Annotated in this window: 29 protein-coding genes; 3 read left to right on the top strand and 26 right to left on the bottom strand. The window is 33.1% G+C overall.

The genetic code is table 11. From position 1 onward, the window contains the following. The 5 genes from trmB to ABG79_RS08645 all read right to left on the bottom strand — a co-directional run. Window positions 1–385: tRNA (guanosine(46)-N7)-methyltransferase TrmB (gene trmB, locus ABG79_RS08665; protein WP_083490390.1), on the bottom strand; the 385-nt coding region annotated here is incomplete at its 3' end. A gap of 65 nt (window positions 386–450) precedes the next feature. After that, complete coding sequence (locus tag ABG79_RS08660; protein WP_057979076.1) at window positions 451–1,581, bottom strand: ABC transporter permease; 1,131 nt, start codon at window positions 1,579–1,581, stop codon at window positions 451–453. A 1-nt stretch (window position 1,582) separates the two neighbouring features. Beyond that, window positions 1,583–2,368, bottom strand: a complete 786-nt coding sequence (locus tag ABG79_RS08655; protein WP_057979081.1) for an ABC transporter ATP-binding protein — start codon at window positions 2,366–2,368, stop codon at window positions 1,583–1,585. A 10-nt stretch (window positions 2,369–2,378) separates the two neighbouring features. Further along, a complete protein-coding gene (locus ABG79_RS08650; RefSeq protein WP_057979075.1) occupies window positions 2,379–3,479 on the bottom strand; it encodes an HlyD family secretion protein in 1,101 nt (366 codons plus the stop codon). An 11-nt stretch (window positions 3,480–3,490) separates the two neighbouring features. Then, window positions 3,491–4,129 carry a TetR/AcrR family transcriptional regulator gene (locus tag ABG79_RS08645; protein ID WP_057979074.1) on the bottom strand — a complete coding sequence of 213 codons (639 nt, stop codon included), beginning with the start codon at window positions 4,127–4,129 and terminating at the stop codon, window positions 3,491–3,493. Window positions 4,130–4,256: 127 nt separating this feature from the next. Between ABG79_RS08645 and ABG79_RS12800 the strand changes: the two genes are divergently transcribed. Next, window positions 4,257–4,667, top strand: coding sequence for an SLC13 family permease (locus ABG79_RS12800; protein ID WP_057979073.1), 411 nt, complete (start codon window positions 4,257–4,259; stop codon window positions 4,665–4,667). A gap of 44 nt (window positions 4,668–4,711) precedes the next feature. Continuing rightward, a complete protein-coding gene (locus ABG79_RS12795; protein ID WP_341408861.1) occupies window positions 4,712–5,125 on the top strand; it encodes a transporter permease in 414 nt (137 codons plus the stop codon). Here ABG79_RS12795 and ABG79_RS08630 read toward each other — a convergent pair. The 17 genes from ABG79_RS08630 to ABG79_RS08555 form a co-directional block, all read right to left on the bottom strand. Next, entirely contained in the window at window positions 5,115–6,320 is a 1,206-nt protein-coding gene (locus ABG79_RS08630; protein ID WP_057979071.1) for a DUF401 family protein, read from the bottom strand. The two genes, ABG79_RS12795 and ABG79_RS08630, sit on opposite strands and share 11 nt — an antisense overlap. A gap of 54 nt (window positions 6,321–6,374) precedes the next feature. Next, the gene (locus ABG79_RS08625; RefSeq protein ID WP_057979070.1) at window positions 6,375–7,259 is read right to left on the bottom strand and encodes a DMT family transporter; all 885 of its coding nucleotides are present in this window, start codon (window positions 7,257–7,259) and stop codon (window positions 6,375–6,377) included. Window positions 7,260–7,362: 103 nt separating this feature from the next. Next, the gene (locus tag ABG79_RS08620) at window positions 7,363–8,685 is read right to left on the bottom strand and encodes a DNA recombination protein RmuC (RefSeq protein WP_057979069.1); all 1,323 of its coding nucleotides are present in this window, start codon (window positions 8,683–8,685) and stop codon (window positions 7,363–7,365) included. Between the two features lie 256 nt (window positions 8,686–8,941). Continuing rightward, window positions 8,942–9,391: a protein-export chaperone SecB gene (locus ABG79_RS08615; protein WP_057979068.1), complete on the bottom strand. Its 450-nt coding sequence runs from the start codon at window positions 9,389–9,391 to the stop codon at window positions 8,942–8,944. Beyond that, window positions 9,388–9,768, bottom strand: a complete 381-nt coding sequence (locus ABG79_RS08610) for a helix-turn-helix domain-containing protein (protein ID WP_057979067.1) — start codon at window positions 9,766–9,768, stop codon at window positions 9,388–9,390. The genes ABG79_RS08615 and ABG79_RS08610 overlap by 4 nt, the downstream gene beginning before the upstream one ends. A gap of 6 nt (window positions 9,769–9,774) precedes the next feature. Beyond that, window positions 9,775–10,179 carry a type II toxin-antitoxin system RelE/ParE family toxin gene (locus ABG79_RS08605; RefSeq protein ID WP_057979066.1) on the bottom strand — a complete coding sequence of 135 codons (405 nt, stop codon included), beginning with the start codon at window positions 10,177–10,179 and terminating at the stop codon, window positions 9,775–9,777. A 296-nt stretch (window positions 10,180–10,475) separates the two neighbouring features. Continuing rightward, the gene (locus ABG79_RS08600) at window positions 10,476–11,237 is read right to left on the bottom strand and encodes a dimethylarginine dimethylaminohydrolase family protein (RefSeq protein WP_057979065.1); all 762 of its coding nucleotides are present in this window, start codon (window positions 11,235–11,237) and stop codon (window positions 10,476–10,478) included. A 58-nt stretch (window positions 11,238–11,295) separates the two neighbouring features. After that, window positions 11,296–12,177: a homoserine kinase gene (thrB, locus tag ABG79_RS08595; protein ID WP_057979064.1), complete on the bottom strand. Its 882-nt coding sequence runs from the start codon at window positions 12,175–12,177 to the stop codon at window positions 11,296–11,298. Between the two features lie 6 nt (window positions 12,178–12,183). Then, entirely contained in the window at window positions 12,184–13,659 is a 1,476-nt protein-coding gene (thrC, locus tag ABG79_RS08590) for a threonine synthase (protein ID WP_057979063.1), read from the bottom strand. 87 nt (window positions 13,660–13,746) lie between these two features. Beyond that, entirely contained in the window at window positions 13,747–14,256 is a 510-nt protein-coding gene (locus ABG79_RS12270; RefSeq protein ID WP_242859324.1) for a DUF1848 family protein, read from the bottom strand. 38 nt (window positions 14,257–14,294) lie between these two features. Beyond that, a complete protein-coding gene (locus ABG79_RS12525; protein WP_160318231.1) occupies window positions 14,295–14,459 on the bottom strand; it encodes a hypothetical protein in 165 nt (54 codons plus the stop codon). Between the two features lie 118 nt (window positions 14,460–14,577). Beyond that, the gene (locus ABG79_RS08580) at window positions 14,578–15,303 is read right to left on the bottom strand and encodes a Fic family protein (RefSeq protein ID WP_057979061.1); all 726 of its coding nucleotides are present in this window, start codon (window positions 15,301–15,303) and stop codon (window positions 14,578–14,580) included. A gap of 19 nt (window positions 15,304–15,322) precedes the next feature. Further along, on the bottom strand, window positions 15,323–15,814 hold the full coding sequence (locus ABG79_RS08575) for a hypothetical protein (protein ID WP_057979060.1): 492 nt from the start codon (window positions 15,812–15,814) through the stop codon (window positions 15,323–15,325). A 12-nt stretch (window positions 15,815–15,826) separates the two neighbouring features. Next, the gene (locus ABG79_RS08570; protein WP_057979059.1) at window positions 15,827–16,420 is read right to left on the bottom strand and encodes a J domain-containing protein; all 594 of its coding nucleotides are present in this window, start codon (window positions 16,418–16,420) and stop codon (window positions 15,827–15,829) included. Continuing rightward, window positions 16,350–17,216: a DUF5685 family protein gene (locus ABG79_RS08565; RefSeq protein WP_057979058.1), complete on the bottom strand. Its 867-nt coding sequence runs from the start codon at window positions 17,214–17,216 to the stop codon at window positions 16,350–16,352. The genes ABG79_RS08570 and ABG79_RS08565 overlap by 71 nt, the downstream gene beginning before the upstream one ends. A 90-nt stretch (window positions 17,217–17,306) precedes the next feature. Then, on the bottom strand, window positions 17,307–18,251 hold the full coding sequence (locus tag ABG79_RS08560) for a TDT family transporter (protein WP_057979057.1): 945 nt from the start codon (window positions 18,249–18,251) through the stop codon (window positions 17,307–17,309). Further along, the gene (locus ABG79_RS08555; RefSeq protein WP_057979056.1) at window positions 18,248–18,736 is read right to left on the bottom strand and encodes a C-GCAxxG-C-C family protein; all 489 of its coding nucleotides are present in this window, start codon (window positions 18,734–18,736) and stop codon (window positions 18,248–18,250) included. Before ABG79_RS08555 ends, ABG79_RS08560 begins: the two co-directional genes overlap by 4 nt. Before the next feature lie 179 nt (window positions 18,737–18,915). Here ABG79_RS08555 and ABG79_RS08550 point away from each other — a divergent pair, with 179 nt between their 5' ends. Beyond that, on the top strand, window positions 18,916–19,833 hold the full coding sequence (locus ABG79_RS08550; protein WP_057979055.1) for a prenyltransferase: 918 nt from the start codon (window positions 18,916–18,918) through the stop codon (window positions 19,831–19,833). A 9-nt stretch (window positions 19,834–19,842) separates the two neighbouring features. Here the strand turns inward: ABG79_RS08550 and ABG79_RS08545 are convergent, their stop codons facing one another. From ABG79_RS08545 to ABG79_RS08530, 4 genes are all read right to left on the bottom strand, one after another. Then, window positions 19,843–20,601 (bottom strand): acyl-CoA dehydratase activase, encoded by a 759-nt coding sequence (locus ABG79_RS08545; protein WP_057979054.1) that lies wholly within the window; start codon window positions 20,599–20,601, stop codon window positions 19,843–19,845. A 10-nt stretch (window positions 20,602–20,611) separates the two neighbouring features. Further along, the gene (locus ABG79_RS08540) at window positions 20,612–20,857 is read right to left on the bottom strand and encodes a putative Se/S carrier-like protein (RefSeq protein ID WP_057979053.1); all 246 of its coding nucleotides are present in this window, start codon (window positions 20,855–20,857) and stop codon (window positions 20,612–20,614) included. A gap of 6 nt (window positions 20,858–20,863) precedes the next feature. Beyond that, window positions 20,864–22,123 (bottom strand): double-cubane-cluster-containing anaerobic reductase, encoded by a 1,260-nt coding sequence (locus ABG79_RS08535; RefSeq protein ID WP_057979052.1) that lies wholly within the window; start codon window positions 22,121–22,123, stop codon window positions 20,864–20,866. A gap of 214 nt (window positions 22,124–22,337) precedes the next feature. Next, window positions 22,338–24,539, bottom strand: a complete 2,202-nt coding sequence (locus ABG79_RS08530) for an alpha-galactosidase (RefSeq protein WP_057979051.1) — start codon at window positions 24,537–24,539, stop codon at window positions 22,338–22,340. Window positions 24,540–24,542: the final 3 nt, after the last annotated feature.

The following is a 24,542-nucleotide window of genomic DNA, read 5'->3' as shown; positions in this document are numbered from 1 at the left end:
TTTTCTTTGGCCATGGCGTGCTGAAATTAAGATATATCTTTGATATTTCATCCTTATCAAACATTTCCTCGATATGGGCAATGTCTGCAACAACAAGCCTTACATTTGAAACCTCACTGTTTTTCTCCTTAAATACTTGTTCAACCCTTCTTTTAGCATAAATAATAACCTCATCCTTTATCTCAATGCCAATAAAATTTATATCGGGCTCTAAAAGGGCATGTTCAGAAATAAATTTACCTCTTCCGCAGCCTAACTCCAAATATATATCGTTGTCGTTGCCAAAAGCATCCTTCCACCTACCCTTATATTCCTTTGGATTGATAATTACAAAATCACACGCTTCAAGCTCTGGTCTTGCCCAGGGTTTATGCCTTAATCTCATACTTTTCCTCCTATTTAAATTGTCAAACAATTCAAGAACTCAAGAAATCAAGTGAATGTCACCTATTAATCAAGAGTCTTTTTGAATTTGTGCATTGTGATGTATACTATTATTCCAGTTAATACAAGTAAATATAACATGTTCTTATACAGAAGGTCAATGCCGATTCCCTTGAGTATGATACCTCTTAATATTTCAAGGAAGTATGTTATTGGGAATATGTTTCCAATGTAGTATATTATCATTGGCATGGACTCTCTTGGGAATATGAATCCTGAAAGAAGTATGCTTGGCAAGAGCAGTGCAAAGGCTGCCTGCATTGCCTGCAGTTGAGTCTTGGCTATTGTTGATACAAGCATCCCCATAGCAAGGGCACTTATCAGAAATATTGTCCCAAATAAAATCAATAGCAACAGGCTTCCCTTAACTGCCACATCAAAAATCAGATATCCCAATATTAATACAAGCATAAAATCCATGAATCCAATAATTACATAAGGTATAAGCTTACCAATAATAAGCTCAAGTGAGGTGACAGGAGTCATTATTAGCTGCTCAATTGTCCCACGTTCTCTTTCACGAACCATAGCAAAAGCCGTCAGAATTACCGTTATATTCTGAAGTATAAGCCCTATTATACCAGGAACATTAAATAGAGCACTTTTGAGCATCGGGTTATACAATACCAATGTTCTTGCCTCGATTGCAGTTGTTCCAAGTTTTTGTCCCATTTTATTCAATACAACCTCTTTAACCTTTAAAGAATAGTTGTTTGCAATCATCACAGAATAGGCTGCTGCTGTCCTTGCAATCCCTGGGTCCGAGCCGTCAACAAGTATCTGTATTTGAGAAGTCTCTCCCCTTCTAATACTCTTTGCAAAATCATAGGGTATTATTAGCCCAACCTTTGCCTCATCTGCCCCGATTGCCTTCTCAATTTCATCATAAGAATCTACAATATTATACAACTTAAAATAATTAGAGTTAGCATATTTTTCAATTAAATTCCTGCTCTCAACCGTTCTGTCTTCATCATAAACTACAAGCTTCACATTCTTTACATCGCTTGTTACTGCATATCCAAATAAAATTAGCATCATTATGGGCATCATTATTGCAATTGCAAGGCTTGCCTTGTCCCTTTTTATGTGAATGAATTCCTTTTTAGTAATAGTAAACATTCTCTTTAAGTTCATATTACTCAACCCCATTCCTTGATGCCTTTATATCCTTAAACGAAGAAACCACGTCCTTATTTGAAAGTTCCTTAACATATTTAATAAATATATCCTCCAAGTTATCCATAGCATGTGTTTTGTATAAACCTTCTGGTGTGTCTATTGTAATTAACTTACTGTTATAAATAAATCCTATAATATCACAAATCGATGCCTCGTCCATATAATGTGTCGTCACAAGTGCAGTAATTCCTTCTTTTACAAGCTCATTAACAAGGTGCCAAAACTCCCTTCTTGATACAGGATCAACCCCTGCTGTTGGTTCATCAAGAACTAACAGCTTTGGCCTGTGAATTAAAGAGCATCCAAGCGCCAGCCTCTGTTTCCAGCCCCCCGATAATGTCCCTGCAAGGCTCTTTTCCTTTCCCTTTAGTCCAGCCATTTCAATAAGTTCTTTTTTCCTTTCCTCTAACTCATCCTTTTCAAGAAGGTATATGCTCCCGTAAAAATCAAGGTTTTCCTCAACAGTCAAATCCTCATACAAGCTAAATCTCTGGGACATATATCCAATATTATGCTTTATCTTTTCTGAATCCTTTTTCAAATCGTATCCAAGAACTGTTCCACCGCCTGATGTTGGAGTTATAACTCCACATATCATTCTTATAGTAGTTGATTTCCCTGAACCATTTGGCCCTAAAAAACCAAAAATCTTTCCCTTTGGAATATCAAATGATATATTATCAACTGCAGTAAAATGTCCGAACTTCTTTGTCAAATTTTTTATAGAAATCGCTAATTCCATATAATCACCTTCAATCCAATACAACATCCATTAACATTCCTGGCCTTACTAAATCCAAATTATCGACTACTTTTACCTTAACTTTAAAAACAAGCTTTGTCCTATCTTCCTTTGTAACAATATTCATAGGAGTAAATTCTGCTTCAGGTGAAATATATACAACTTTTCCTTTAATAGTTTTATCCTTTATAAAATCGCTCTTTAGAGTAACATCTTGTCCTAATTTAATTTCCGGCAATGCCTTCTCAGGAACATATATATTTACATAAACATTATTAATATCAAGAATAGTTGCAACCGGGCTTCCCACATTTACAAACTCACCTTTATTAAAATTAATAGTTTCTACAATGCCATCAACAGGTGCAGTAATATTATTTTTATCATAATTTATCTTTGAAAGCTCTGATGACTTTTCTGCACTTTGTAAGTTAAGCTTTGCACTTTGCTTTGTCTTATCAGTTGCACCATTTACTAAAAGGTTAAGCCTCTCTTCAGCAGCCTTTAGCTGAAATTTAGATGCTTCAAGCTGTGATTTAACGAGGTTAACCTGCTCAAGAGCGTTCTTATAATTTACATTAGCTAAATCATATTGATTCTTTGCAGCCTCAAATTCATATTTAGAAATTGAATTATTATCATACAAATTCTTATAATCTTCATAAATCTTCTTTCTATAATCTAAATTAATCTTTGCACTATCAAGATTATTCTTTGCCTGCTTTAAAAGGGCTTCCCCTTGGTTAACCTGAGATTGTGCTTGATTAACAATCGCCCTTTGTGCGTTTATCTCCTCTACTCTATTTCCTTCTTCTAATTTAGAAAGCTCATTTTTTGCGTTTTCTTTATTTATATTTGCAATATCAAGTTTTATCCTGCTCTCATCCCCTGCCAAACTTGCAATTAAATCCCCCAACTTGACAGTTTGTCCTTCTTGAACATTTATTTCACTTATTTTCCCCATCGTTTCCGCAGATACATTTATCGTCTCTGCCTCAACAGTTCCATAATAAACATTTCCATTTGCCTCTTTAGCCATTATCTTAATATATCCTAAGTATGATAAAACAGCTACCACCAACACTATTGGAATAAACTTCTTCTTGTCCATAAAAAGTCCCCCTATCTTTTTATACCATTTAATAAAATATCAACTATTTTTTTTATTTCCTCTTCGTCATCATACAGCGAAAAATACTCAGGTAAAATACTCGATAAAACAATATATCCCATAAGCATGCTCATTAATGACCTTGAGATTAACCTTGTATCATAATCTTTAAAATCACCATTATCTTTATGTGCATCAACATAATTATCAAGTATATTTATTACCTGTGGTGCTATTTTATCTTTTATAGGCTCTAAAAGTTCATCGTGGTAAAATGATTCAATTGCAACAGTTTTTATTAACGGTATATTCTTTTTAATGAGTTTTAATCTATCCATTAATAGTTCTCTCAAAACTTCATCAGGCGGCTTATCCTTTCCTCTTTCAATAATTTCTTCCGCTGATTTCATAACAAATGGCTTTAAAAATTTAATCGACAGTGGAAAAAGAAGGCTTAAAAGCAAATCCTTTTTAGTTCTAAAGTATTTAAAAATTGTCCCTTCTGCAACTTCCGCCTCTTTTGCTATCTCGCTTGTTCTACTTCCTTCAAATCCTTTTTCTGAAAAAACCTTGATTGCAGCTTCAAGAATTCTGATTTGCTTTTCAGTCATCTCCTCCTGATTATATTCGTTAAAATTCTTCTCATCCATAATCTCACCTCCATAAGTGAGTATTCACTCACTATATATTTTAACTCTGTTTATTTTACTTTGCAATATTTGAACTTTGCTCAAATTGATATATAATGTTGTATGTAAGACTGCAAAAGGGGGATTTATGTTGATTAACCAATTCGTTAACAAAACAAAAGAAGATGTTGTTTTATTGATTTCCTTTTTTCTTGCAATAATTACTTCATTTATTTCAATTCCCAAAATAGAATACATAGATTTTAAAGTATTAATTTCACTTTTTAACCTTATGATTGTTGTTGAGGCCTTTGAAGAGCAAAAACTATTGGAAATGGTTTCAATAAAAATTCTTGACAGGTTCAGCAACGAAAGAAAAGTATCTATTGTTTTAATAATAATTACATTTATATTTTCTATGTTTGTCACAAACGATGTTGCCCTTATAACATTTGTTCCATTAGCACTAATAATTGCCAGGAAGACAAAAATTAACCCAAAAGAGCAATTATTTTCATTGCCCTGTCCGCAATTATTATTTTATCCATATTCAACATAATAAACTACTATATAGCATTCACAATCACAGTTATATCTACTTTAATGCTAGATAAAAAGCTGTTTAAAGAAGTAGACTATGCTCTTTTATTTACATTTGTTTTCTTCTTTATATTCATAGGTAACCTTTCAAACCTTGAAGTTATTAAAAATATATTTGAAGGTATACTAAAAAGGCCTAAAGCAACATATTTGTCTTCTATTATACTCAGCCAATTTATAAGCAACGTTCCATGTGCCATACTTCTATCAGGCTTTAGCCACAACTACAAGGAGCTTCTTCTTGGAGTGGATATAGGCGGTATGGGAACATTGATTGCATCACTTGCCAGCGTTATTTCATATAAATTTTACGCAAATGAATATAAGCAGGATAAGAAAAAGTATCTATTAAAGTTTTCAATATATAACTTTGCAGCATTATTACTTTTTTCACTAATATTTTGGTTTATAATATAATCAGCAATCCTATAACCCCTGCAAGGACAAACGCCGCCGATGCTGCAATCTTAATAAGTAGTTTGTCTACCTTTATGCCAAAATATTCAGCAGTCATTACGCTGCAAAGGTGAACGGGTGTTATCATTCCACCTATAAATCCCGAAACAAAGGCTGCAACGGCATACCATATATTTTGGTCTACCCCAAAGGAAATCAAAATTGGAAATGTAAGCGAAACAAATGTTACTGTAACGCCAAAAAAGAAATTCGAAATCAAAGGAATGATAACAAACAAAACTTCCTTAGGAATATTATATTCCGTAACAGCCTTTGAAAATTCAGCAACTAAACCTGAATTGGTCAAAAACTCCTTAAATATCATAACTCCCAGGATTATTACAATATATTTACCATTGAATGCCTCTTTTAAGACTTCCTTAAATCTCTCCATGCTAATCCTTTTGTATAATACTAAAATCAATATTGTCATTATAGCTGATATGTTTAGGGCGTATTTCGTGTAATTCAATAGAGCAATATAGGTTATAATCATAAATGCAACTGGAAATATGCCTATTAAAAATTCTATTATGGCTATCTTTTTTTCAGACTTGCTATGTTCAACATGACTTGTCATCTTTTCCCTTACCATAAATACACCAACAAGGGCATATATAATAATGAAAACTATTAGATGAAAAAACAGGCTTATTACAGAAACATCGATTAGCTTTGCAGCAAGTATTACTCCAGGATAAAGAACAAATCCATCCAGCCACATATGTCTGAACCAATAGTTTATATATGCCTTATTAAGACCTGAAATCTCATCCCCTGTAACCTCCTCAACCATTGGACAGGAAAACCTTGCACCACCTGGAGATGGCAAAAGTCCAAGTGTAGCTGGAAGTGCAATTGCAGAAAAAAGCTTATTATTTATCAAAATCTTAAGACTCTCAACCATCTTGCTAATCATGCCGCTTGTTCTCATCATGTTTTCAATTATCATTATGGCAACCAGTGAAAACAAAAGGTCAATAGTCTTTTCAGAAAAAGCACCTACATAAATGGATTTATAAATTAAATTAACAGGCATTTTTGTTAATACCGCAATAAATAGTGCATTTATGAGCATTATGATTCCAACATTTATGTTTTTCTTGAAAAGATAAATGTTTAATAAAATAATCAATATAATTGCAAAGTAAGTCATCTGCTTGTCTCCTTATCTATTATTTTTTCTTCATCTAAAATAAAATTTTTTACATCAATGTTTGTTATAAAGCCACCTCATTTTATCCCCAAATGCAAAAATTGTTCCAAGAATTATCAACATTATCCCCAGAATAACATTAGATGAAATTTGCTCTTTTAGAATTAAAACAGAAAGAAGTGGTGCAATTGCTGGCTTTATTAAAAATACAAAGGATGAAATTGCTGCTGACATTTTTTCAATAGCATAAAGATAAAAAATATACCCAAGCCCTGTTATGAATATACCCATATAAATTAAAACAGGAATGTTTTTTATTGTAATACCATTAAGTATCGGCACCCTGAAAATTAAAAGCAATATTAATAGCACCACATCTCCAAAAAGGAAGCTGAAAAAATTAAAAATATATCCACCATATACGGAAATTCTCTTTTTGCTAAGAACACTGTACAATGAAAATGTAACAGCGGCAGCAAGGGCAATTAACATTCCCTTTATATCATAGCTCAGTTTAAGCGGATTAAAAATAAAAAGCACTCCAGCAAAACTTATGAAAATTGAAACTGCAGTTCTTTTATTTATCCTTTCATTTAATATAAAATATGAAAAAACAATCATAAAAATAGGGTTTGTGCTCATCACAACAGCCGCAGTTGAGGCCTTTGTAAAATAAACCGAGAGTTGCAAAAGAGCCATTGAAACAGGAATACAGAGTATTCCTTCTATTAATAGGAATACAAAATCATCCTTTTTCAAAACAAGTTCTCTTTTTTTCATATCCCTTATTGCAAATGGTAATAGCACGATAGCTCCTATAAAGAATCTTACAAATGTAACCTGAAATGCATTAAGCTGACCTGAAATTAATTTTCCTGCAACCTCAAGGGTGCTAAAAACAAACGCGGCAAACAAAATACTAAAAACAGCCTTCTTCATCCTATCCCATCCAATCTTTTATAATTCCGTCATTTTTATTTTAAACAAAAATAATATTTATTGCCATTAAGAAAATATCAAAACATAAAAAGGCTGGCATTTATTATACTGCTTCATCATCCTCATCAGTTAGTTCAATTCCTATTAATCTTTGACTCTCCTCCTGTGGAAGTTCCTCAACCTTCTTTAGTTTTCTCTCGATAGTTTTTGTCTTTTTAGCAGCATTTTCTATGCTATTGCTTGCCTCTTGAAGCTTCTTTTGTGTCTTTTCAAGAATGTCAGCAAATTTACCAAACTCAGTCTTAACAGCACCTAACAGCTGCCAAACTTCACTTGACCTTTTTTCTATTGCAAGAGTTCTAAATCCCATTTGAAGACTGTTTAAAAGGGCCGTTATTGTAGTTGGTCCCGTCACAACAACTTTAAAGTTTCTCTGTAAATTTTCAATCAACCCAGTATTTCTTACAACCTCTGCAAACAAACTTTCGGTTGGTAAAAACATAATTGCAAAATCTGTTGTATTTGGCGGGTCAATATACTTTTCATAAATATCCTTAGCTTCGCCCTTAACCCTTACTTCAAGCTGCTTTCTTGCAGCATCCACAGCATCTTTATCACCTGAATCCTGTGCATCTAATAATCTTTGATAATCTTCCTGTGGGAATTTAGCATCTATCGGAAGGTATATATATTTTTTATCCTCATCTTTAGAAGGAAGTTTTACTGCAAATTCAACCCTTTCTGAACTTCCCTTCTTTGTCGCTACATTTACATCATACTGCTCTTTAGTCAAAATCTCTTCTATTATATTTGCAAGCTGAATCTCTCCCCATATACCTCTTGTTTTAACATTAGTAAGTGCCTTTTTCAAATCATTTACACCAGAAGAGAGAGACTGCATCTCACCAAGCTGTTTATAAAGTGCCTCAAGCCTTTCGCTTATATTTTGAAACGATTGCCCCAGCCTTGTCTCCAATGTATTATGTAGCTTTTCATCAACTGTTGCCCTTATCTCATCAAGCTTTTTATTATTGTCATTTTGAATAACCTGAAGTTTATTCTCAACTGACTGCCTTATCTTCTCAAGACCATCAGAATTCGTCCTTAGAAGTTCCAAAAGCTTTCCTACAACCATCTCGAGCTGATCCTTTTGAAGATTGCCAATACTGCTTATCTGCCTATTAAGGCTATCAGTCATATTTAAAATATTCTGCCCTATCTCCTGCCTGTTTTGATATGAAATTTTGCTGTTTTCTTCCCTGTTTTTACTCATCTCATCTCTGAAGGTGCCTTCGAGCCTATTTTGCATAGAATCAAACATCTGCTTAAAATAATTTGAATCGAAACCATTTGTTTTTGACCTAGTAAGAAGCATAATTTGAAGTATAACGACAAGGATTAAAAGAATAATTATTAAAGTTTCCATTTCCCCACCCCCAATAAGTTTGTCGGTTTATTTATTTCTTTTTCTTATGTAATAATTCAAATTTTTGACCTTTCTTGTATATTTTGCTTAATAACGTTTCCTGCTGACAAATGCTGCTATTGTCAACAATCTTATTTTTCATTTCCATCCCCACTTTTCTTAAGTTGAAAATTGTTACAAATATATAGTAGCACAACAATAATGTTTTAAAAATGGGTGTTTTTGAAATTTTAAAGGAAACAAAAGAGCCCTAAAACTAGGACTCTTTTGTTTCCTTCTCTTTTACCAAGGAAAATATATTTATCATTGGCAGCTTAACTGGCGGATTTATACCCGAAAGTGCCGACACACTTAAAATATAAGATCTTGAAAGTTGGGATAACATTGTAGTTCCATTTATTTTGAGCATTCTTTCAAAATCGACATTATTCATTTTTCCTTTATTTCCTACAAAAGCACCTTCTATAGTCAAATTAATTTTGAAAAGAATTGAATTTTTAGCCTTTGCCTTTACACAAACGAGAAATTCAATAATCCCAAAAAACTTTTCTTCATCCTCTTCTATATTTAAGATATTGTAATCAAATTCATAAGATAAGTTAACCCTTTCATTTTTTTTGGAGACTTGCTTAGTTTCAAGAGAAAAATTAGAAACCCTACTACCAGCAAACTGAAAATCAGCTAATATATTATTTGAATCAATCATGCATTTTTCACCAACTTTTCAAAAAATTCTGTATTGATGTCTTCATTCTGAACAGTTATTTCATCCCATACATCAGCTTGAGCTAAATCTTTCTCTTCTAAAACTACATCTAATTTCCATCCAAGTTTTTTAGATATCTTCCAGAGTTGTTCAATTGTAGGATTATACTCACCGCTTTCAAGTTTTGAAACCATAGATTGCTTCATTCCTAAAATTTCAGCTAACTGTTTTTGAGTTAATCCTTTGTTCATCCTGTAATCAAATATTTTCATCGCAATTTCATATAAAATATCGTCTAATTCGAATCTTTCCTTTGTCTCTTCATCAACAGTTTCATTAATAAAATCCCAAGCATTTGATAGTTTCTTGTTTCCCATTATTATTCACCTCAACAAATCACTAATTTCTTCAAACCTCTTATTAGCCTGAACAATTGCTTCCTTATAATCTTTCTTGCTTTTTTCTTCAAAAGAACATAATAATATGGCAATATTTTTTCTATTATCATCTGTGAATTTGAAAATTATTCTTAAATTTTTTAGGCTTTTAAATCTCATCGCATATAATCCATTAGTATTTTTTAAAATCTCAAACCAATCAAATTTTTGATAACACTCCGTTCCTCGCTCTTCTAAAAATTTTAATCTTTGTCTATATAAGCTATTAAATTTTTGCTTAAATCCACTTTTTTCAAGAATATCCATTAACTCCTCTTGGCACTTTTGGTGTATTAATATTTTGTGGGTATTAAATTGTTCAGGATAGATAATGTTGCCTATAACATACATATATTTAATCCTCACCAATATTATATTACTTATAGGTTATATTTGCAACTTTTTTGTGCAATATTATTGCCTATAAGTTATATTGTCCAAAATTAATATTTTTATGCATTTAAATTGTTATATTTTTTCATATTTATTATATTATAAGTATAATTCTAATTATTTTAATTGTATCATCCTTCAAATTAACGTTGAACGTTGCTCTCTATACCTTAATTGATAAAAAAATTTAATTTTAAGATAAATAAGTGCCAATGTATTACACACAGGCACTTCTAAAATTAAGTTCTTATTTTTTAAAACCTCAACGACAAGCAGCTAAGTCCTCCATCTAACTTTCTGAACTCTGACACATCAACAACTTCAACAATGTATCCTAAATTCTCTATCACTTCTTTAGTCTTAGAGAATCCTTCAGGAACTAATACATGTCCATTTACCCATATGCAGTTTGCTGCATAGGCTTCGTCCTGAGGAACTATAATTTTGTTAAACCCTTCAAATAATGGACTTTCTATAAATTCTCCGCTAACTAATAAGTTATTATTTTCTAAATAAGATACCCCTGTTTTAAGATGTAGGACTTCCTTTAAAGGAACAAATACTGCATCATATCCGTATTTTCTCAATATTTCTTTCATCTGGTTAGCACCATCAAGATTCGTTCTATTTGAAAGTCCTATGTAGAATGTATCGCCAACCATCATTATATCCCCTGCTTCAATTGTCCCTGGTGATTTGATATACTCAATGTTTTCGTAATACTTTTTCAAAACATCTGGAATTGATTTAATTTCTCCCTTTCTGCTCTCTGCACCTGGATTAGTTATAATTGCACATCTTTTTGTCAAAAGAGCCACATCTTCAATAAAACAAGAATCTGGATAGTTTTCATCCGCCTCAAGAACTTCAACCTCTAGCCCACACTTTTTTAATGTATCAACATAGTTTTTATGCTGCTTTATAGCAAGTTCATAGACAGGTTGTCCAAGATTTGCAGTTGTAATGCCATAAATCATTGATTCCCCTGGCTTCTTAACAATAGCATTTTTAAACATTTTTACCCCTCCCCGCAGTTATTAGGTTATTAATAAATATATTCATGGCGTTCAAAAATTATAATATCACCACCCCTTCATAATCAACCTTTAACTTTTTTATACTCCAATTATCCTTAAGGCTCTTTAAAAGGCTGCTCATGTCTTTTTCAAGTTCGTTGTTATCCCTGCCTGTAACTGCCATTATAGTTGAACCCGAACCGCTTATAAATACAGCAAGACTGCCGAGCTCTTCGCTTCTTGACTTGATGTAGTCATAATCATTAATAAGATTTTTTCTGTAATCCTCATGTAGCTTGTCTTTGCATGATATTTTTAGAAGATTTTCATCTCCATTCATGAGTGCATTAATTAGCAGAGAAACCCTTCCTATGTTATACACAGCATCTTTATAATTAATTGTTTTAGGCAAAACAGAACGTGCTTTTTCCGTTGAGACCTCAAAATCAGGAATAAGTGCATAAAAATGAAACTTGTCCGAAACCTTCATATTAGTAAAATAAACTTTGCTATTTTCACATACTGAGGCAGTCATCCCCCCAAACATAGCAGGAGTTACATTGTCAGGGTGGCCTTCTATAGTATTTGCTATGTCCAAAAGCTCCTTCTTAGTAAGTCTTCCTCCTGAAATTTCATTTGCTCCAACCAATCCTCCAACTATACAGGCTGCACTGCTTCCTAGCCCCCTTGAAATTGGGATATCACTCTTTATCCTAATCCTTATTCCCTTTGGTTTGTAATTTACCATTCCAAAAACCTTCTTCATCGACTGATATATTAGATTATTTTCATCGCAATATTCATCTTCACATTCCTCAATTAAAAGACCTTCTTCTATTTCTTCAAACTCCAAATAGCAATATAAGTTTAACGCAATGCCAAGGCAGTCAAACCCCGGACCAATATTAGCTGTTGTTGCTGGAACCCTGACCTTTATCATATCAACCTACCCCTTTAAGTTTAAAATATCCTCTATAGCTCTATATACTCCATCTCTTGAACAAGTTCTCGTATGAATAATATTTTTTTCTTTCAGCTCCCTGATAGCCTTTGGAACTTCATATCCTGTAAATTTTCCTAAATTATCAGCTAAGGTTAGTTCATCTTTTTCTTCATTATTGTTGGTTAATGCTTCATAAACTGTTTTTACAAATTTGTAGGGACTTGCAGTTGAAACAATCACAGTTCTTGAATCATCCCTTGTCTCCTCTTCATAGTTTTTATACACATGATATGCTACAGCAGTGTGCGGATCAATTAAATAGTCAAGTTCATTAAGCACAGTTCTTATTTCTTTTTTAGTATCTTCATCCGATGCGTAACCTGCATAAAACAGCTTTAATTCGTCTTTATATTTTTCTGGAAGTTCATATTTCCCACTCTTTAGCTCATTCATCAAGCGGCATACCAGCTCTTCATCGTTCCCGCATATATCGTATAAGTATCTTTCAAGGTTGCTAGAAACAAGTATGTCCATAGAAGGAGATACTGTAGTATAAAACTTTCTTCTCACATCATAAACCCCGGTTTTGATAAAATCATAGAGTACGTTGTTTTGGTTTGATGCACATATGAGCCTATTAATTTTCAGCCCCATCTTTTTTGCATAATAGGCAGCAAGTATATTGCCAAAGTTTCCAGTTGGAACAGCTGCATTTATTCCTTCTCCCTTTTGTATACTCCCATTTCTGATAAGAGTAATATATGCATAGAAATAATAAACAATCTGTGGAAAGAGTCTTCCTATGTTAATTGAGTTTGCAGAAGAGAAAATATATCCCTTTTCTTTTAAAACCCTGTTAAACCCCCTATCGTTAAATACCTCTTTTACTGCCCTTTGGGCATCATCAAAATTACCCTCAATTGCTACAACATATGTGTTTTTACCCTCTTGAGTAACCATCTGAAGCCTTTGAACCTGGCTTACCCCTTCCTTAGGGTAGAAAACAATAATTTTAACCCCTTTAACATCCTTAAAGGCCTCAAGTGCAGCCTTTCCAGTATCTCCCGATGTTGCTGTAAGTATTACAATCTCCTCCCTTACTCCTGTTTTTTCAGATGCCACTTTTAAAAGGTGAGGGAAAATGGAAAGTGCCATATCCTTAAAGGCAAGTGTCCTTCCATGAAATAGTTCAAGAAAAGATACCTTTCCCTTTTCAACTAATGGAGCAATTAAAGGAGAATCGAATTTGTCATCATAGGCATTGTTTATACAGTGTAAAAGTTCTTCATCAAAAAAATCGGTGAAATATTTTTTTAATATATAAAAAGCAAGTTGTTTATAATTCATTTTCAGAATTTCTTCTAAATCAACCTCTGGAAATTCCATTGGAACGAATAAGCCTCCATCATCTGCAATACCCTTCACTAATGCTTCCGATGGCTCAACAAGGATGTTGCTTCTTGTGCTCTTAAATTTCATGCTACCCCTCCAAATTCATAATTTTCTTAAAATTATAACATAAAATATTCCCTGTGTAGAATGTAATTTTACACAGGGAATAAAATATTAATCTAAAAAGCTGATTTGCTTTATATTTGTTTCCTCCTCAACTTCATGCCATCCTATAAGTGAAGGGGAGTTTTTATTATGCTCTTTAATTTTCTTTTCTACTATAGAATCTGCACGGTTAGCATAGCAATATAGGCATTTATGAAGGCAGGTATCAAATTCACCAATATCTTTACTCATAATACATCCACATTGTTTACGCTGCCCTGAATCTTTTTTGTTGGCTACGTTAATTCCAAAAACCCTTTTTATATAATCATCATCTATACATTTTCCATGTAAAATTCCTTCACTTTCCATGTTGATTTCTTCAGCACAGCTATATATTTGAAGATTATTAGTTTTAGCTATTTCGGCAATATTTTTGATAAATTTTCTAAATCTAGGATGATGTTCAACATCCTCAATTAAGTTTATTCCAGCTTTTTTTAGTCTTGATAATGCTCCTCTGTAATCGTCAAATATACTTATTACTGCCCTTTCAGTGTAATTTGAAAGATCATTAATTAATTTGTAAAAATTCCTAATATGAAATTCAAAGTCTGTTATATCAGTAGGAAAAGCATTTGAATTAAAGGATTATGATAGTTTGGAGCCTTTTCATTGTCAAACCTCAAGCTCCTCAAGTCACACAAGTTATCCCTTTTGTCAACTTCTTTAATAAGGTCATTGTAAATCTCAAACATTTTTCTTTCAATAAAATCCCTCATAACCATCCCCTTTTAGAAATATTACATTATTATTTATTAAACCAGTTTAAAATTTAGAACAAAAAACTTCACCTGCATAATGCAAGTGAAGTCTTTATGGTTTTACTTTTTCTTGTTTTCATACCAAACTCAAATACAAATCTAATGTCCTGTTTAGCTCATCAATAACAAGGTTTACAAAGTCACTATTATCACCAGTGGTGTGTGCTTTGTCAAGCGCCTCATAGTAAACCACCCTGTTTTCATTTCTTATCACCACAGGTGGATAACCATTTTTCATCAATTCAAAATTTAATAAAAGCCTTGATGTTCTTCCATTCCCATCGATGAAGGGATGAATTCCAACAAATATAATGTGGAGCATTGCTGCTCTTTCAACAGGATGTAGTTTTTGTGCATCGTAGTTATACCAGTTTATAAGCTCCTCCATCTTTTCTTTTACAAGAAAATGTTCAGGTGGTTTGTGTTTCGCTCCAGCAATTATAACGTTCTGATCTCTGTAATTCCCTGCATATTTATCATCTACGCCCTTTAAAATGAGCCTGTGAATATTTTTTATCTGCCACTCTGTTAAAGGCTCATTGTTCCTAATAATATCTTCAAGATAAAGTATGGCATCCCTATGGTTAATTACCTCTAAATGCTCCCTTAATGATTTTCCACCAATCGTTATCCCCTCAAGAACAACCTTGGTTTCCATCAATGTTAACGTATTTCCTTCAATCGCATTTGAATTATACGTCCATTCAAGCAATAAATTTTCCCTTATGCTTTTAACAGTATGCTCTGGTAACGGCCTTTTGCTGTCAAGTAATCTCTTTTTACTATCTATTTTTTCAAACATATAATCACCACCAAATTATTTACATCCCTATTCTTACCCTTTTTACAATATAATAAACAACCTGCGTAAAAACGTAATCGTAAAGGTAAAAAACAACCTGTGAAGCTAAAAATACTATAGCTAAAACAGTATTGTTACTTATAAATATACCCTCAGCTAAAGTGGTTTTTGCAAATAGGTAAATCAGAATCATGCTTAAATTAAAATAGCCATATTTTATAACCCAATGAAGCTTTTTTCCTTCCGCAAAGGATTTTACGACTGGGTAAAAGGATATAGGTAAAAAAGCTATTGTGTAGTTTATATTTGGAATTAGTAAGAAGGATAAAATATCAACTGCAACTATAGTTAAAGCTGCCATACCTATCCCCGAAACTAAAACAGGGATGGAAAGGCCAAAGCTTGCTAATGCTAAGAATGAAAGCTTGCTCTTAGTCATAACCCCGATATATAGAACAACTAAAGTAGCAGCAGCAATTAATCCATTTAAGGTTAATTTTCTTGTATTCACACCATCACCCCTTCAGCAGCAGGATATAAAGTCCCCTCCACAGCATTCACAAAGGCAGTCGGTACAGTATAGCCAAGCACAAATCTGGCAGCAATCATCATTATCTCTTCTTGGCGCGTTATAATACTGAGTGTTGTAGTTTCTATAACTGTTATTCAACCTGTTTAGAGCATCCCTGTATTCTTCGTTATAAGGATTCATTTCAGCTGCCCTTTTTATATAACTGTATCCTTGCGAATAGTTTCCTCTATTTACATATATAATCCCCATAAGGTAAAACCATTCATCATTTCTATTGTTTATCTTGTTTAGTTCCCTTTCGGCAGCATAAAAATCGTTTCTCATGATATAGTCTCTAACAGTTTGGAATTCTGAATATCCACCGTATGAGTAACTTCCTGATGAATATGTTCCCTGTCCATGATTTTTAAGAAGATATTCATACGCTTCGTTTATTTCCCTTAATTTTTCCTCGGCAAGCTCCCTTAGAGGATTGTCCTGATATTTGTCAGGATGATATTTTTTAACCTGCTCCCTATATGCTCTCTTTATCTCCTCTAATGAAGCGTTCTCCCTCACACCCAAAACCTCGTATGGATTTCTCATTTTTGTTTTCCCCCTTTAATACCTTTTCTGTTTTATCTGCAAGTCCTAAATAAACTATGTTATCAAGAATTCCTTTATTCTTTTTAAAATCCAACAACTCATATGCCTTGGTTATATTTTCAAGGTAGCTGTATAGAGTAAACCTTACGGTATCCTCATCAAAGTCTAATTTTAATGGGTTATATTCACCACTTTTTAAATCTCTTTTCAAGTCATCAAGTGCATCTATTACATATATCCATCTTCCTAAATTATACCCAAAATATTTTAGTGCGATAGTTCTTTTGTCATCAAAAACATCAAATAAAGTTTCAGTAATCTTTCCAAAATGATGACTAAGTTTATCTATATCAGATGTATTCTGTCTTTCAAGCTTAGTTATCTCAAAAAGATGTTTATCTATTTCCTCAACTTTACTCTTTATGCCATCCTCATCTTTAAGGCGGATAATCTTTGAAAGGATTAAGTATAAATAGTTCTTTTCATCATAATAATTATCCAGCAGCTTCCTGTTTGCCAGAAGGACATTTATTATAGCACCATATTTTATGAATTCATTTGAATAATACTTAACCCTTTTAATAGTATATGGACAAAATCTTCTTTTAGGATAGTCCTTTTCAAATTCTAATGATGATAGCAAAAGAGCTAAAAAAGTTACATCGTAGTTTAAAAGGTATTTTGATGGATAATTTATTTTCCCAAGCACTGTGCATATTCCGCAATAATATCCCCTAAATATTTCAAATTCCTTAACTTTAAGTTCATCCTTAATAGGAGTTACATAACCAAACATAGTCCACCTTCTTCCTGATAATTTTACCTTATCAGAATTCAATTAAAGTTTCAATACGCACTCACAAAAAGGTGCAGTTTGAACTGCACCCTAAGCACTTTTCTCAATTTTTTTATTTATACTATCCTCAAGCAAAAACTGAGTATATCTGATTAAAACATATAAAACCATTATCACTGCAAATATCTCTAGAAATTTAGAATAGTTTGATAAGAACATCATACCCTTTCCCATTTTCATCAAATAGGCATTTGTCATCTTCATAGCCACAGCTGTTATGACAAATGGAAACGTAAATGAAGAATAGCTGGGATAGAATTTTAGCTTTAACATTTTAGGAAGATTTAATAAAACAAAAACAAACATTATTATAGAAATAAATGCCAAGAACAATATGATACTAATGTTTTTTTCTTGGAAGGAATTAAAGTATCCTGCAAGGCAGAGGTTTGCAGGCGCTGCCATGATGGTAAGTGTAGGAACTGCAGGCTCTGGAATATCCCTATGTTTGATTAATCTATAAATAATAACGGGTAATAATATTAGATAGGCAGCAAAACCAAACCAAAACAGTCCTTGACCTAAACTCTCCATTTTAAATGACGAAGATGTTAATGCGCCAGCAACAATTCCTACATATACCACGAAATAACTTGCAAATACTTTCTTTATGCTGAATGTTAATATATATTTTTTAGTAAAATATATTATATACACCGAATGAAGCATAATAGCTGTCAACCAAATTACAAATCCTATCTTTTCTGAAAATGGCTTAATGTATGTCGATAATACCATAAGACCCATGAAAAATGTGGGAGTAACGCTCGCTATGACTGGGTTCTCCAAATCTTTTATAATTTCTTTTGGCATCTTTAATATTTTTATCAATAATAAGAGCAAAATTGCAACAGATATTGTGCCGAGTATATTTTTATATAAAATATTGTATGATGAAAGTAAATTTCCTAAAGAAGCAAGAGCCAGCATCAATCCAGCTATAGGTAGCGGTGTTTTTTTGATTATTCGATTCATACTTCCACCTCAGTGCCAAATCTTTCGTTGATATTTAAAGCAATTTCATCATCCTCTAAAAATTTTTCAGCAATCCAAGCTGCAACTTCTCCTGTTATTCTAACGCAATGAGCCTTTCTTTCAGGACTTGTAAATTCGTAATTCTTTACAAGGACTCTGCAGCATGTGCTTCCATATAAATCTTTTATATGGTTGTGAAGTTCGGCCGAGATTGGGAACATCTTATCATTCATAGGCTCGCCATGTATTCTACCATAAGCCATTCCAAGTGCCATTGCCCCTCCACTGACAGCACCGCAAAGGCAGCCCGATTTTCCAAGCCCTATTGGAAACGCCGATGCCATTTTTACAATATTTTTATCATATGGCCAGCCCAATAGTTCATTAATAGTATGAACAACCGACTCTGAACAGAAAAACTCTCCCCTTTGAAAATATCCTTCCGCCTTTTGACGAACTAAATCAATTATAACTTGCTTGTCCATATCAATACCCCCTTATTTTTTCACAAGAATAATTATATCACATAAAATACTACAATTATTTTTGACTTATCAATAAATACATGCTAAAGGATAGATAAAAACTATTGCTAAATTGTAATATTTGTTAAATTGTAATATAATATAGATTGTTAAAATATTATCTGATTGGGGTGGAAAAAATGACAAAACAAAGAATTTGGAAAGGTTTTTGGCAGCTTGCAGATCCTAAAATCTGGATAGCTTCTACAATCCCTATGCTTGTTGGTGGTTTGTTTGCCTATACTCAAGAAGGAAAATTCAATTTATTTTGGTTTTTGGTTTCATTAATTGGTGTTTATCTTATTGAAATCAGCAAAAACGCAACAAATGAAGTTATAGATTATCTTTCAGGTGCCGATAGATTTGTTGAGGGCGATAAGAGGACTCCATTTAGCGGAGGAAAAAAAACTATCGTCGATGGAATATTAACTGTCAGTGAAGCTAAATGGATAGCCGGTTTAACTCTTTTAGCTGCATGCATAATAGGATTAATTATAGTATTCTTTTGGGAGTTTAATGTATTATATGTAGGGCTTTTCGGTGTATTAATTGCAACCTTTTACACACTTCCACCTCTAAAGCTTGCCTATAGAGGTCTTGGTGAATTAGCTGTTGGATTTACATTTGGGACATTGATAACATCAGGAATATATATTGCAATGGCACACAATTTTGACTATAAAGTAATACTTTTATCTCTTCCAATTGGATTTTTAATCACTAATGTTTTATGGATTAACGAATTCCCGGACTATGAAGCAGACCTTAAGGCCGGAAAGAAAAATTGGGTTGTAAGGCTTGGAAAGAAAAAGGCTGCAACTATATACGCCATTCTTTTTGCACTTTCATATTTATCATTTATAGCAATAAGCATAGTCTTAAAAAACCCATTTTATTTACTGGCATTCTTAACTTTACCGATTTCAATTACCGCTGTTAAAATTGCTAAAAGGTATTACGATGATATTCCAAACTTAATAGCAGCAAATGCAAAGACCGTTCAGTTATATATGCTGACAGGGGTTATTATGATTATAGCTAACATATTAAAAAGGTAGGCTCAAAGCCTACCTAAAATTCTTTGCAAATAGTGCCGCTCCAATGGAGCCTGCATATCTTCCTAATTTGTGTGAATATACTTGTTTACCAAGTTTTTTCTTTAGCTTTTCAATTATAAGTTCATTTTGACACAAACCTCCGGATAAAAAATACTTATCAAATGGAGAAGATTTTTGAATCATTGTATATACTTTGTTGACAACAGATTCAACTACACCAGCACAAATATTTTCTCTTTTTATTCCGTTACCAATTAAACTTATTATTTCAGATTCAGCAAAAACAGTGCACATGGAGGATATCGCTACAGCTTCACCCATTTTTGCAAAACTAAACATTTCTTCAAGAGACAGCCCAAGTGTATTTGCCATGAGTTCTAAAAACCTTCCTGTCCCTGCTGCACATTTATCGTTCATTAAAAAGGATTTAACTTGTCCTCCCTTTAACTCTATTATTTTAGTGTCCTGTCCGCCTATGTCTACAACAGTTAAATCTTCTCCTGTTAAATAATGAACACCTTTTCCATGGCAACTTATTTCTGTTACAGTTTTATGTGCATAAGGAACAGATACTCTTCCATAGCCCGTTGCAACTATTTTTGCATTACAATAATCAACATCTATCTCTTTAAGCCTATTTTCAATCAGAATTGCCGTTTCTTTGCTATTCCATCCAGTTGGCATAACAAAATTGTAGAATATTTCATCCTCTTTGAATACCGTAATCTTGGATGCGGTTGAACCCATATCTATTCCTATATAGAACATAACGTCACCTTCACTTATAAAAGCTTTTTATTTCTTTATCTAAGGTGAAAAATCCTAAAACCTCCACTTTCTTTTCCTCTACAAGCCTTTTAATTTCATCTTCATCATTTTTTTCATACATTATTGAAATTCCACAGCAAGTAGAAAGCTCTCTTGGAGTTGGAGAAATAGTGTGTTTTATCCCTGAATCTTTTAATATTGAGCTTAACCTGAGTCCGTTATTGTAAGAAGTAAAGAGAATATAATTTCTCATCATACCACCTTAAATCATTTCAAGGAATGCTTCAACTCTTGTCTTTATTTGTCCTGAATCTTCTGTAGAATAATCAGTTTCAATCAGAATTAGTGGAATGTTTTCCTTTTTTAATGCTTCTTCAACTTTTTTATATTCAACAGAATATGGTTGGCAGAAGGATAAGTTGTAGTAGATTACTCCATCAGCTTTGTATTCCTTTGCATATTTTATAATATCCTCAACTCTTCCTGTGTTTGGAGTAAAGCATGCACAGTTTATTCCCATATATCTATCAGCAATATTTGAAATTAAATCATCAATAGTTTCCCCTTCTTCAGAAACTTCTCTTTCAAAATATCTTGTTCCTGTGCAGGTTTCTTCAACAACTATTTGAGCATCTAGGTTTTCTACAATGTAATGCAGTTTCCAGTTAGGAATAGCCATTGGGGTTCCTGTAACCATTACTCTCTTTTTATTGTTAGGTTTTAAATTTTTTATTCTTTCTTCAAGTTCATCACACAGTTTATTTACATTTTCAGTAAACCTTTCTATATCATCATAGAAGGCTATTTGTGAAATTAAGAGTGCATCAAGCCCTGAAATAGGCGATGGTGTGTATTTTCTTAAGTCATATAATCTTTTTAGTGCTCTTCTTTTTTTGTTGATTAGCTTAATTGAATTTAATAGATTCTCATAAGTTAACTTGTTTCCAGTTAATTCTTCTAACTTTTCAATAAAGTATTTTACTTCTTCCTCCCATTTTTCAATGTCCTTTGATCTTTTCATTTGTGGCATATCCATAACATGAACAGGTGTATAATCGTTTAAGATTTCCCATGCCTTTTTCTTTCCATCGCATGTTGTCTCACCAACCAAAAGGTCGCATGATTGGAAATATGGGCAGGTTGCACTAATCTTTGCTCCAACAAGTGCTTTTATAAGAGGGCACAAGTTTCTTGGAAGAATCTTCTCTCCATCTTCAATCCAGAATTGTGACCCGCCGCAAAGTCCAACGCCTATTGCTCCTAATGCATTTATTATTTCATCTGGAACATAAACGCAAAATGTTCCAAGAACCTTTCCGCCATTTTCTCTGTGCCTACTTAACTCTTCGATTCTAAGCCCATGAACTTCTGAAATTACAAAGTTGAAATAGTTCATTCCATCAGGCCTGTTATCCTGAGTAAGATATGTTGCTCCATAAAGCTCCGGCAAAACAGCACAAAGAGCATCATGCTTTTCAAGGTCCATGCCAAGTGACTCCCACATTTTTCTATAGTCTCCCATAACAATACCCCCTAAATTTTTATTATAATTAAATTATATCAGCTATAAAATTTCAAAATGTTTTGATTTTTCTATGAATATTTGTGTTAGTATTAATAAAAACTATATTATTTCTACCTATATAAATCACATCTCTTACTAAATTTAAAAATATAAAAAAGAGAGTAGGTCAACCTACTAACCTACTCCTAATTCAATATATATCAAAGGGGGGTTATTTTTCCTTTAATCTAAAAACACGACTTCTAAAGTCACCATTTAAATACGGTATGCTTATTCCAACATTCATAAGCTCATCTCCACCATATACTGAGCCAGTTTCAATAATTTCATATTTTCTATTTCCATCAAGTCCCTTAAGTCTTAATATTCTCAATGGGACATTGGCTTCTCCAAGAACTCTAAAATAAAAAGCAATAGCTTCAGTTTTATCCTTTGAGACAAATATCCACGCTGCTTCATTTGTTTCAAATGGATTTATAATCCTGTAAAAATCTCCAAACTGAATGAGTCTTCTAATATCTTTATATAACTTTATCTGTTCTTTTACTTTTAGTTTTTCTTCATCAGTAAGCTTTGTCAAATCTAGTTCATATCCAAAATTGCCAGACATCGCCACATGTCCTCTTATATCAATAGATGCCCCTCTTCCGACTTGATGATTTGGAATTGCTGAAACATGTGCTCCCATCGTTATTATAGGATACACAATGCTTGTTCCATATTGTATCTTTAACCTTGAAATTGCATCTGTGTTATCACTTGTCCATGTTTGCGGCATATAATAGAGCATTCCTGGGTCAAATCTCCCTCCACCTCCCGAACAACCCTCAAATAATATGTTTGGGAAGGCAGATGTTAATTCCTCTAAAACCCTGTAAAGCCCTAGCATATATCTATGTGCCGTCTCTCTTTGCCTTTCACCTGGCAATGTTTTTGAACCAATTTCCGTCATATGACGATTCATATCCCATTTTACATAATTAATCGGGGCTGAGGATAAAACTTCTGAAATCATTTTAATTACTTCATCACATACTTCCTTCCTTGATAAATCAAGAATTAACTGATTCCTACCAACAGAAGGTTTTCTATTTGGCACATGTAAAAACCAATCTGGGTGTTTCCTAAACAGTTCACTATCCTCCGAAACCATTTCTGGCTCTACCCATAATCCAAATTTCATTCCCAAATTGTGAACCTTGTCCACTATATCCTTAAGCCCATAGGGTAGCTTACGTTTATTTACAAACCAATCTCCAAGAGAAGATTTATCGTCATCCCTTCTGCTAAACCATCCATCGTCCAGCACAAAAAGTTCAATACCTAACTCCTTTGCACTTTTTGCAATGTTCTCAATCTTTTCTGCATTAAAATCAAAGTATGTCGCCTCCCAGTTGTTTATTAGAATAGGACGTTCCCTGTCTCTATAAACGCCTCTGCATAATCTTGTCCGATATAAATCATGATAAATTCTTGACATCTCTCCTAATCCATTTGAAGAATATACAAGAACAACTTCAGGACATTGAAATTCCTCACCAGGCTCTAAAATCCAACTAAAATCAAAGGGATTAATTCCCATTTGAATTCTCGTTGTTTGAAATTGGTCTACCTCTGCCTGAGCTATAAAGTTGCCGCTATATACAAGGTTAAACCCATAAACTTCACCATGATCCTCATCAGCGTTTTTACTCAAGAGTGCAATAAAAGGGTTTTGCTGGTGACTGCTAGCACCACGCCTGCTTTCAATAGACTGAATACCCGTAAACAATGACCTTCTTTCTATATGCCTTTCTCTACAGTGAGCCCCATGAAGGTGCAGAAAGTCAAAATCTGCATTTCTAAAATCAATATTCATACTAAGGGCTCTTAGAATTTTTAACTTCTCATTTCCATTATTAATAAATTTAGCTGTTCTTGTTATGACATTAAAATTCTTATAAACTGTGTATGATAAAATAACTTTTAATTCTATCAAATCATCCACCATGTGAATTTCGATAGTTTCAGCTTCATCATCACTTTCCACATATGTTGCAGGAAGACCTTCAAGCTTTGGCTTTCCTTTAAAAATTCTGTGTTTTTTATATCTTAAATCGGTTATAGTCGAACCATTTTCAAGTTGTATTTGATATGCAGGCGAACGAAAATCTGTATTTCCATAAGCAGGATACTCCTGCGGAAGCGTATCTAGTGAAAAAGTTCTATCATCTTCGTATGGGTTTGGTGAAAAACCCCTGTCAAGATAAATCAAGTCATCAGGAATATTATATTCCTTTATGGCCTTTCCAAAGTAAATGTGGGCTAGGTAACCATCTCTAATAATCCTCATTATATAGCTTGTATCTTTTGCCTTTAAATGAAAAACCTTTTTTTCTGAATCAAAATATATGTTAGTAAACTCTGAAAGCATAAT

It is taken from the genome of Caloramator mitchellensis (assembly GCF_001440545.1).
GTDB classification, from domain to species: domain Bacteria; phylum Bacillota; class Clostridia; order Clostridiales; family Caloramatoraceae; genus Caloramator; species Caloramator mitchellensis.
This window is presented reverse-complemented; position numbering and strand designations above follow the sequence as displayed.

Bases quoted from the DNA above. Each gene is read 5' to 3' on its own strand.
- ABG79_RS08660 (WP_057979076.1), bottom strand. From the start codon at position 1,581: ATGAACTTAAAGAGAATGTTTACTATTACTAAAAAGGAATTCATTCAC.
- ABG79_RS08655 (WP_057979081.1), bottom strand. From the start codon at position 2,368: ATGGAATTAGCGATTTCTATAAAAAATTTGACAAAGAAGTTCGGACAT.
- ABG79_RS08650 (WP_057979075.1), bottom strand. From the start codon at position 3,479: ATGGACAAGAAGAAGTTTATTCCAATAGTGTTGGTGGTAGCTGTTTTA.
- ABG79_RS08645 (WP_057979074.1), bottom strand. From the start codon at position 4,129: ATGGATGAGAAGAATTTTAACGAATATAATCAGGAGGAGATGACTGAA.
- ABG79_RS12800 (WP_057979073.1), top strand. From the start codon at position 4,257: ATGTTGATTAACCAATTCGTTAACAAAACAAAAGAAGATGTTGTTTTA.
- ABG79_RS12795 (WP_341408861.1), top strand. From the start codon at position 4,712: ATGCTAGATAAAAAGCTGTTTAAAGAAGTAGACTATGCTCTTTTATTT.
- ABG79_RS08630 (WP_057979071.1), bottom strand. From the start codon at position 6,320: ATGACTTACTTTGCAATTATATTGATTATTTTATTAAACATTTATCTT.
- ABG79_RS08625 (WP_057979070.1), bottom strand. From the start codon at position 7,259: ATGAAGAAGGCTGTTTTTAGTATTTTGTTTGCCGCGTTTGTTTTTAGC.
- ABG79_RS08620 (WP_057979069.1), bottom strand. From the start codon at position 8,685: ATGGAAACTTTAATAATTATTCTTTTAATCCTTGTCGTTATACTTCAA.
- ABG79_RS08615 (WP_057979068.1), bottom strand. From the start codon at position 9,391: ATGATTGATTCAAATAATATATTAGCTGATTTTCAGTTTGCTGGTAGT.
- ABG79_RS08610 (WP_057979067.1), bottom strand. From the start codon at position 9,768: ATGGGAAACAAGAAACTATCAAATGCTTGGGATTTTATTAATGAAACT.
- ABG79_RS08605 (WP_057979066.1), bottom strand. From the start codon at position 10,179: ATGTATGTTATAGGCAACATTATCTATCCTGAACAATTTAATACCCAC.
- ABG79_RS08600 (WP_057979065.1), bottom strand. From the start codon at position 11,237: ATGTTTAAAAATGCTATTGTTAAGAAGCCAGGGGAATCAATGATTTAT.
- thrB (WP_057979064.1), bottom strand. From the start codon at position 12,177: ATGATAAAGGTCAGGGTTCCAGCAACAACAGCTAATATTGGTCCGGGG.
- thrC (WP_057979063.1), bottom strand. From the start codon at position 13,659: ATGAAATTTAAGAGCACAAGAAGCAACATCCTTGTTGAGCCATCGGAA.
- ABG79_RS12525 (WP_160318231.1), bottom strand. From the start codon at position 14,459: ATGAGGGATTTTATTGAAAGAAAAATGTTTGAGATTTACAATGACCTT.
- ABG79_RS08580 (WP_057979061.1), bottom strand. From the start codon at position 15,303: ATGTTTGAAAAAATAGATAGTAAAAAGAGATTACTTGACAGCAAAAGG.
- ABG79_RS08570 (WP_057979059.1), bottom strand. From the start codon at position 16,420: ATGAGAAATCCATACGAGGTTTTGGGTGTGAGGGAGAACGCTTCATTA.
- ABG79_RS08565 (WP_057979058.1), bottom strand. From the start codon at position 17,216: ATGTTTGGTTATGTAACTCCTATTAAGGATGAACTTAAAGTTAAGGAA.
- ABG79_RS08560 (WP_057979057.1), bottom strand. From the start codon at position 18,251: ATGAATCGAATAATCAAAAAAACACCGCTACCTATAGCTGGATTGATG.
- ABG79_RS08555 (WP_057979056.1), bottom strand. From the start codon at position 18,736: ATGGACAAGCAAGTTATAATTGATTTAGTTCGTCAAAAGGCGGAAGGA.
- ABG79_RS08550 (WP_057979055.1), top strand. From the start codon at position 18,916: ATGACAAAACAAAGAATTTGGAAAGGTTTTTGGCAGCTTGCAGATCCT.
- ABG79_RS08545 (WP_057979054.1), bottom strand. From the start codon at position 20,601: ATGTTCTATATAGGAATAGATATGGGTTCAACCGCATCCAAGATTACG.
- ABG79_RS08540 (WP_057979053.1), bottom strand. From the start codon at position 20,857: ATGATGAGAAATTATATTCTCTTTACTTCTTACAATAACGGACTCAGG.
- ABG79_RS08535 (WP_057979052.1), bottom strand. From the start codon at position 22,123: ATGGGAGACTATAGAAAAATGTGGGAGTCACTTGGCATGGACCTTGAA.
- ABG79_RS08530 (WP_057979051.1), bottom strand. From the start codon at position 24,539: ATGCTTTCAGAGTTTACTAACATATATTTTGATTCAGAAAAAAAGGTT.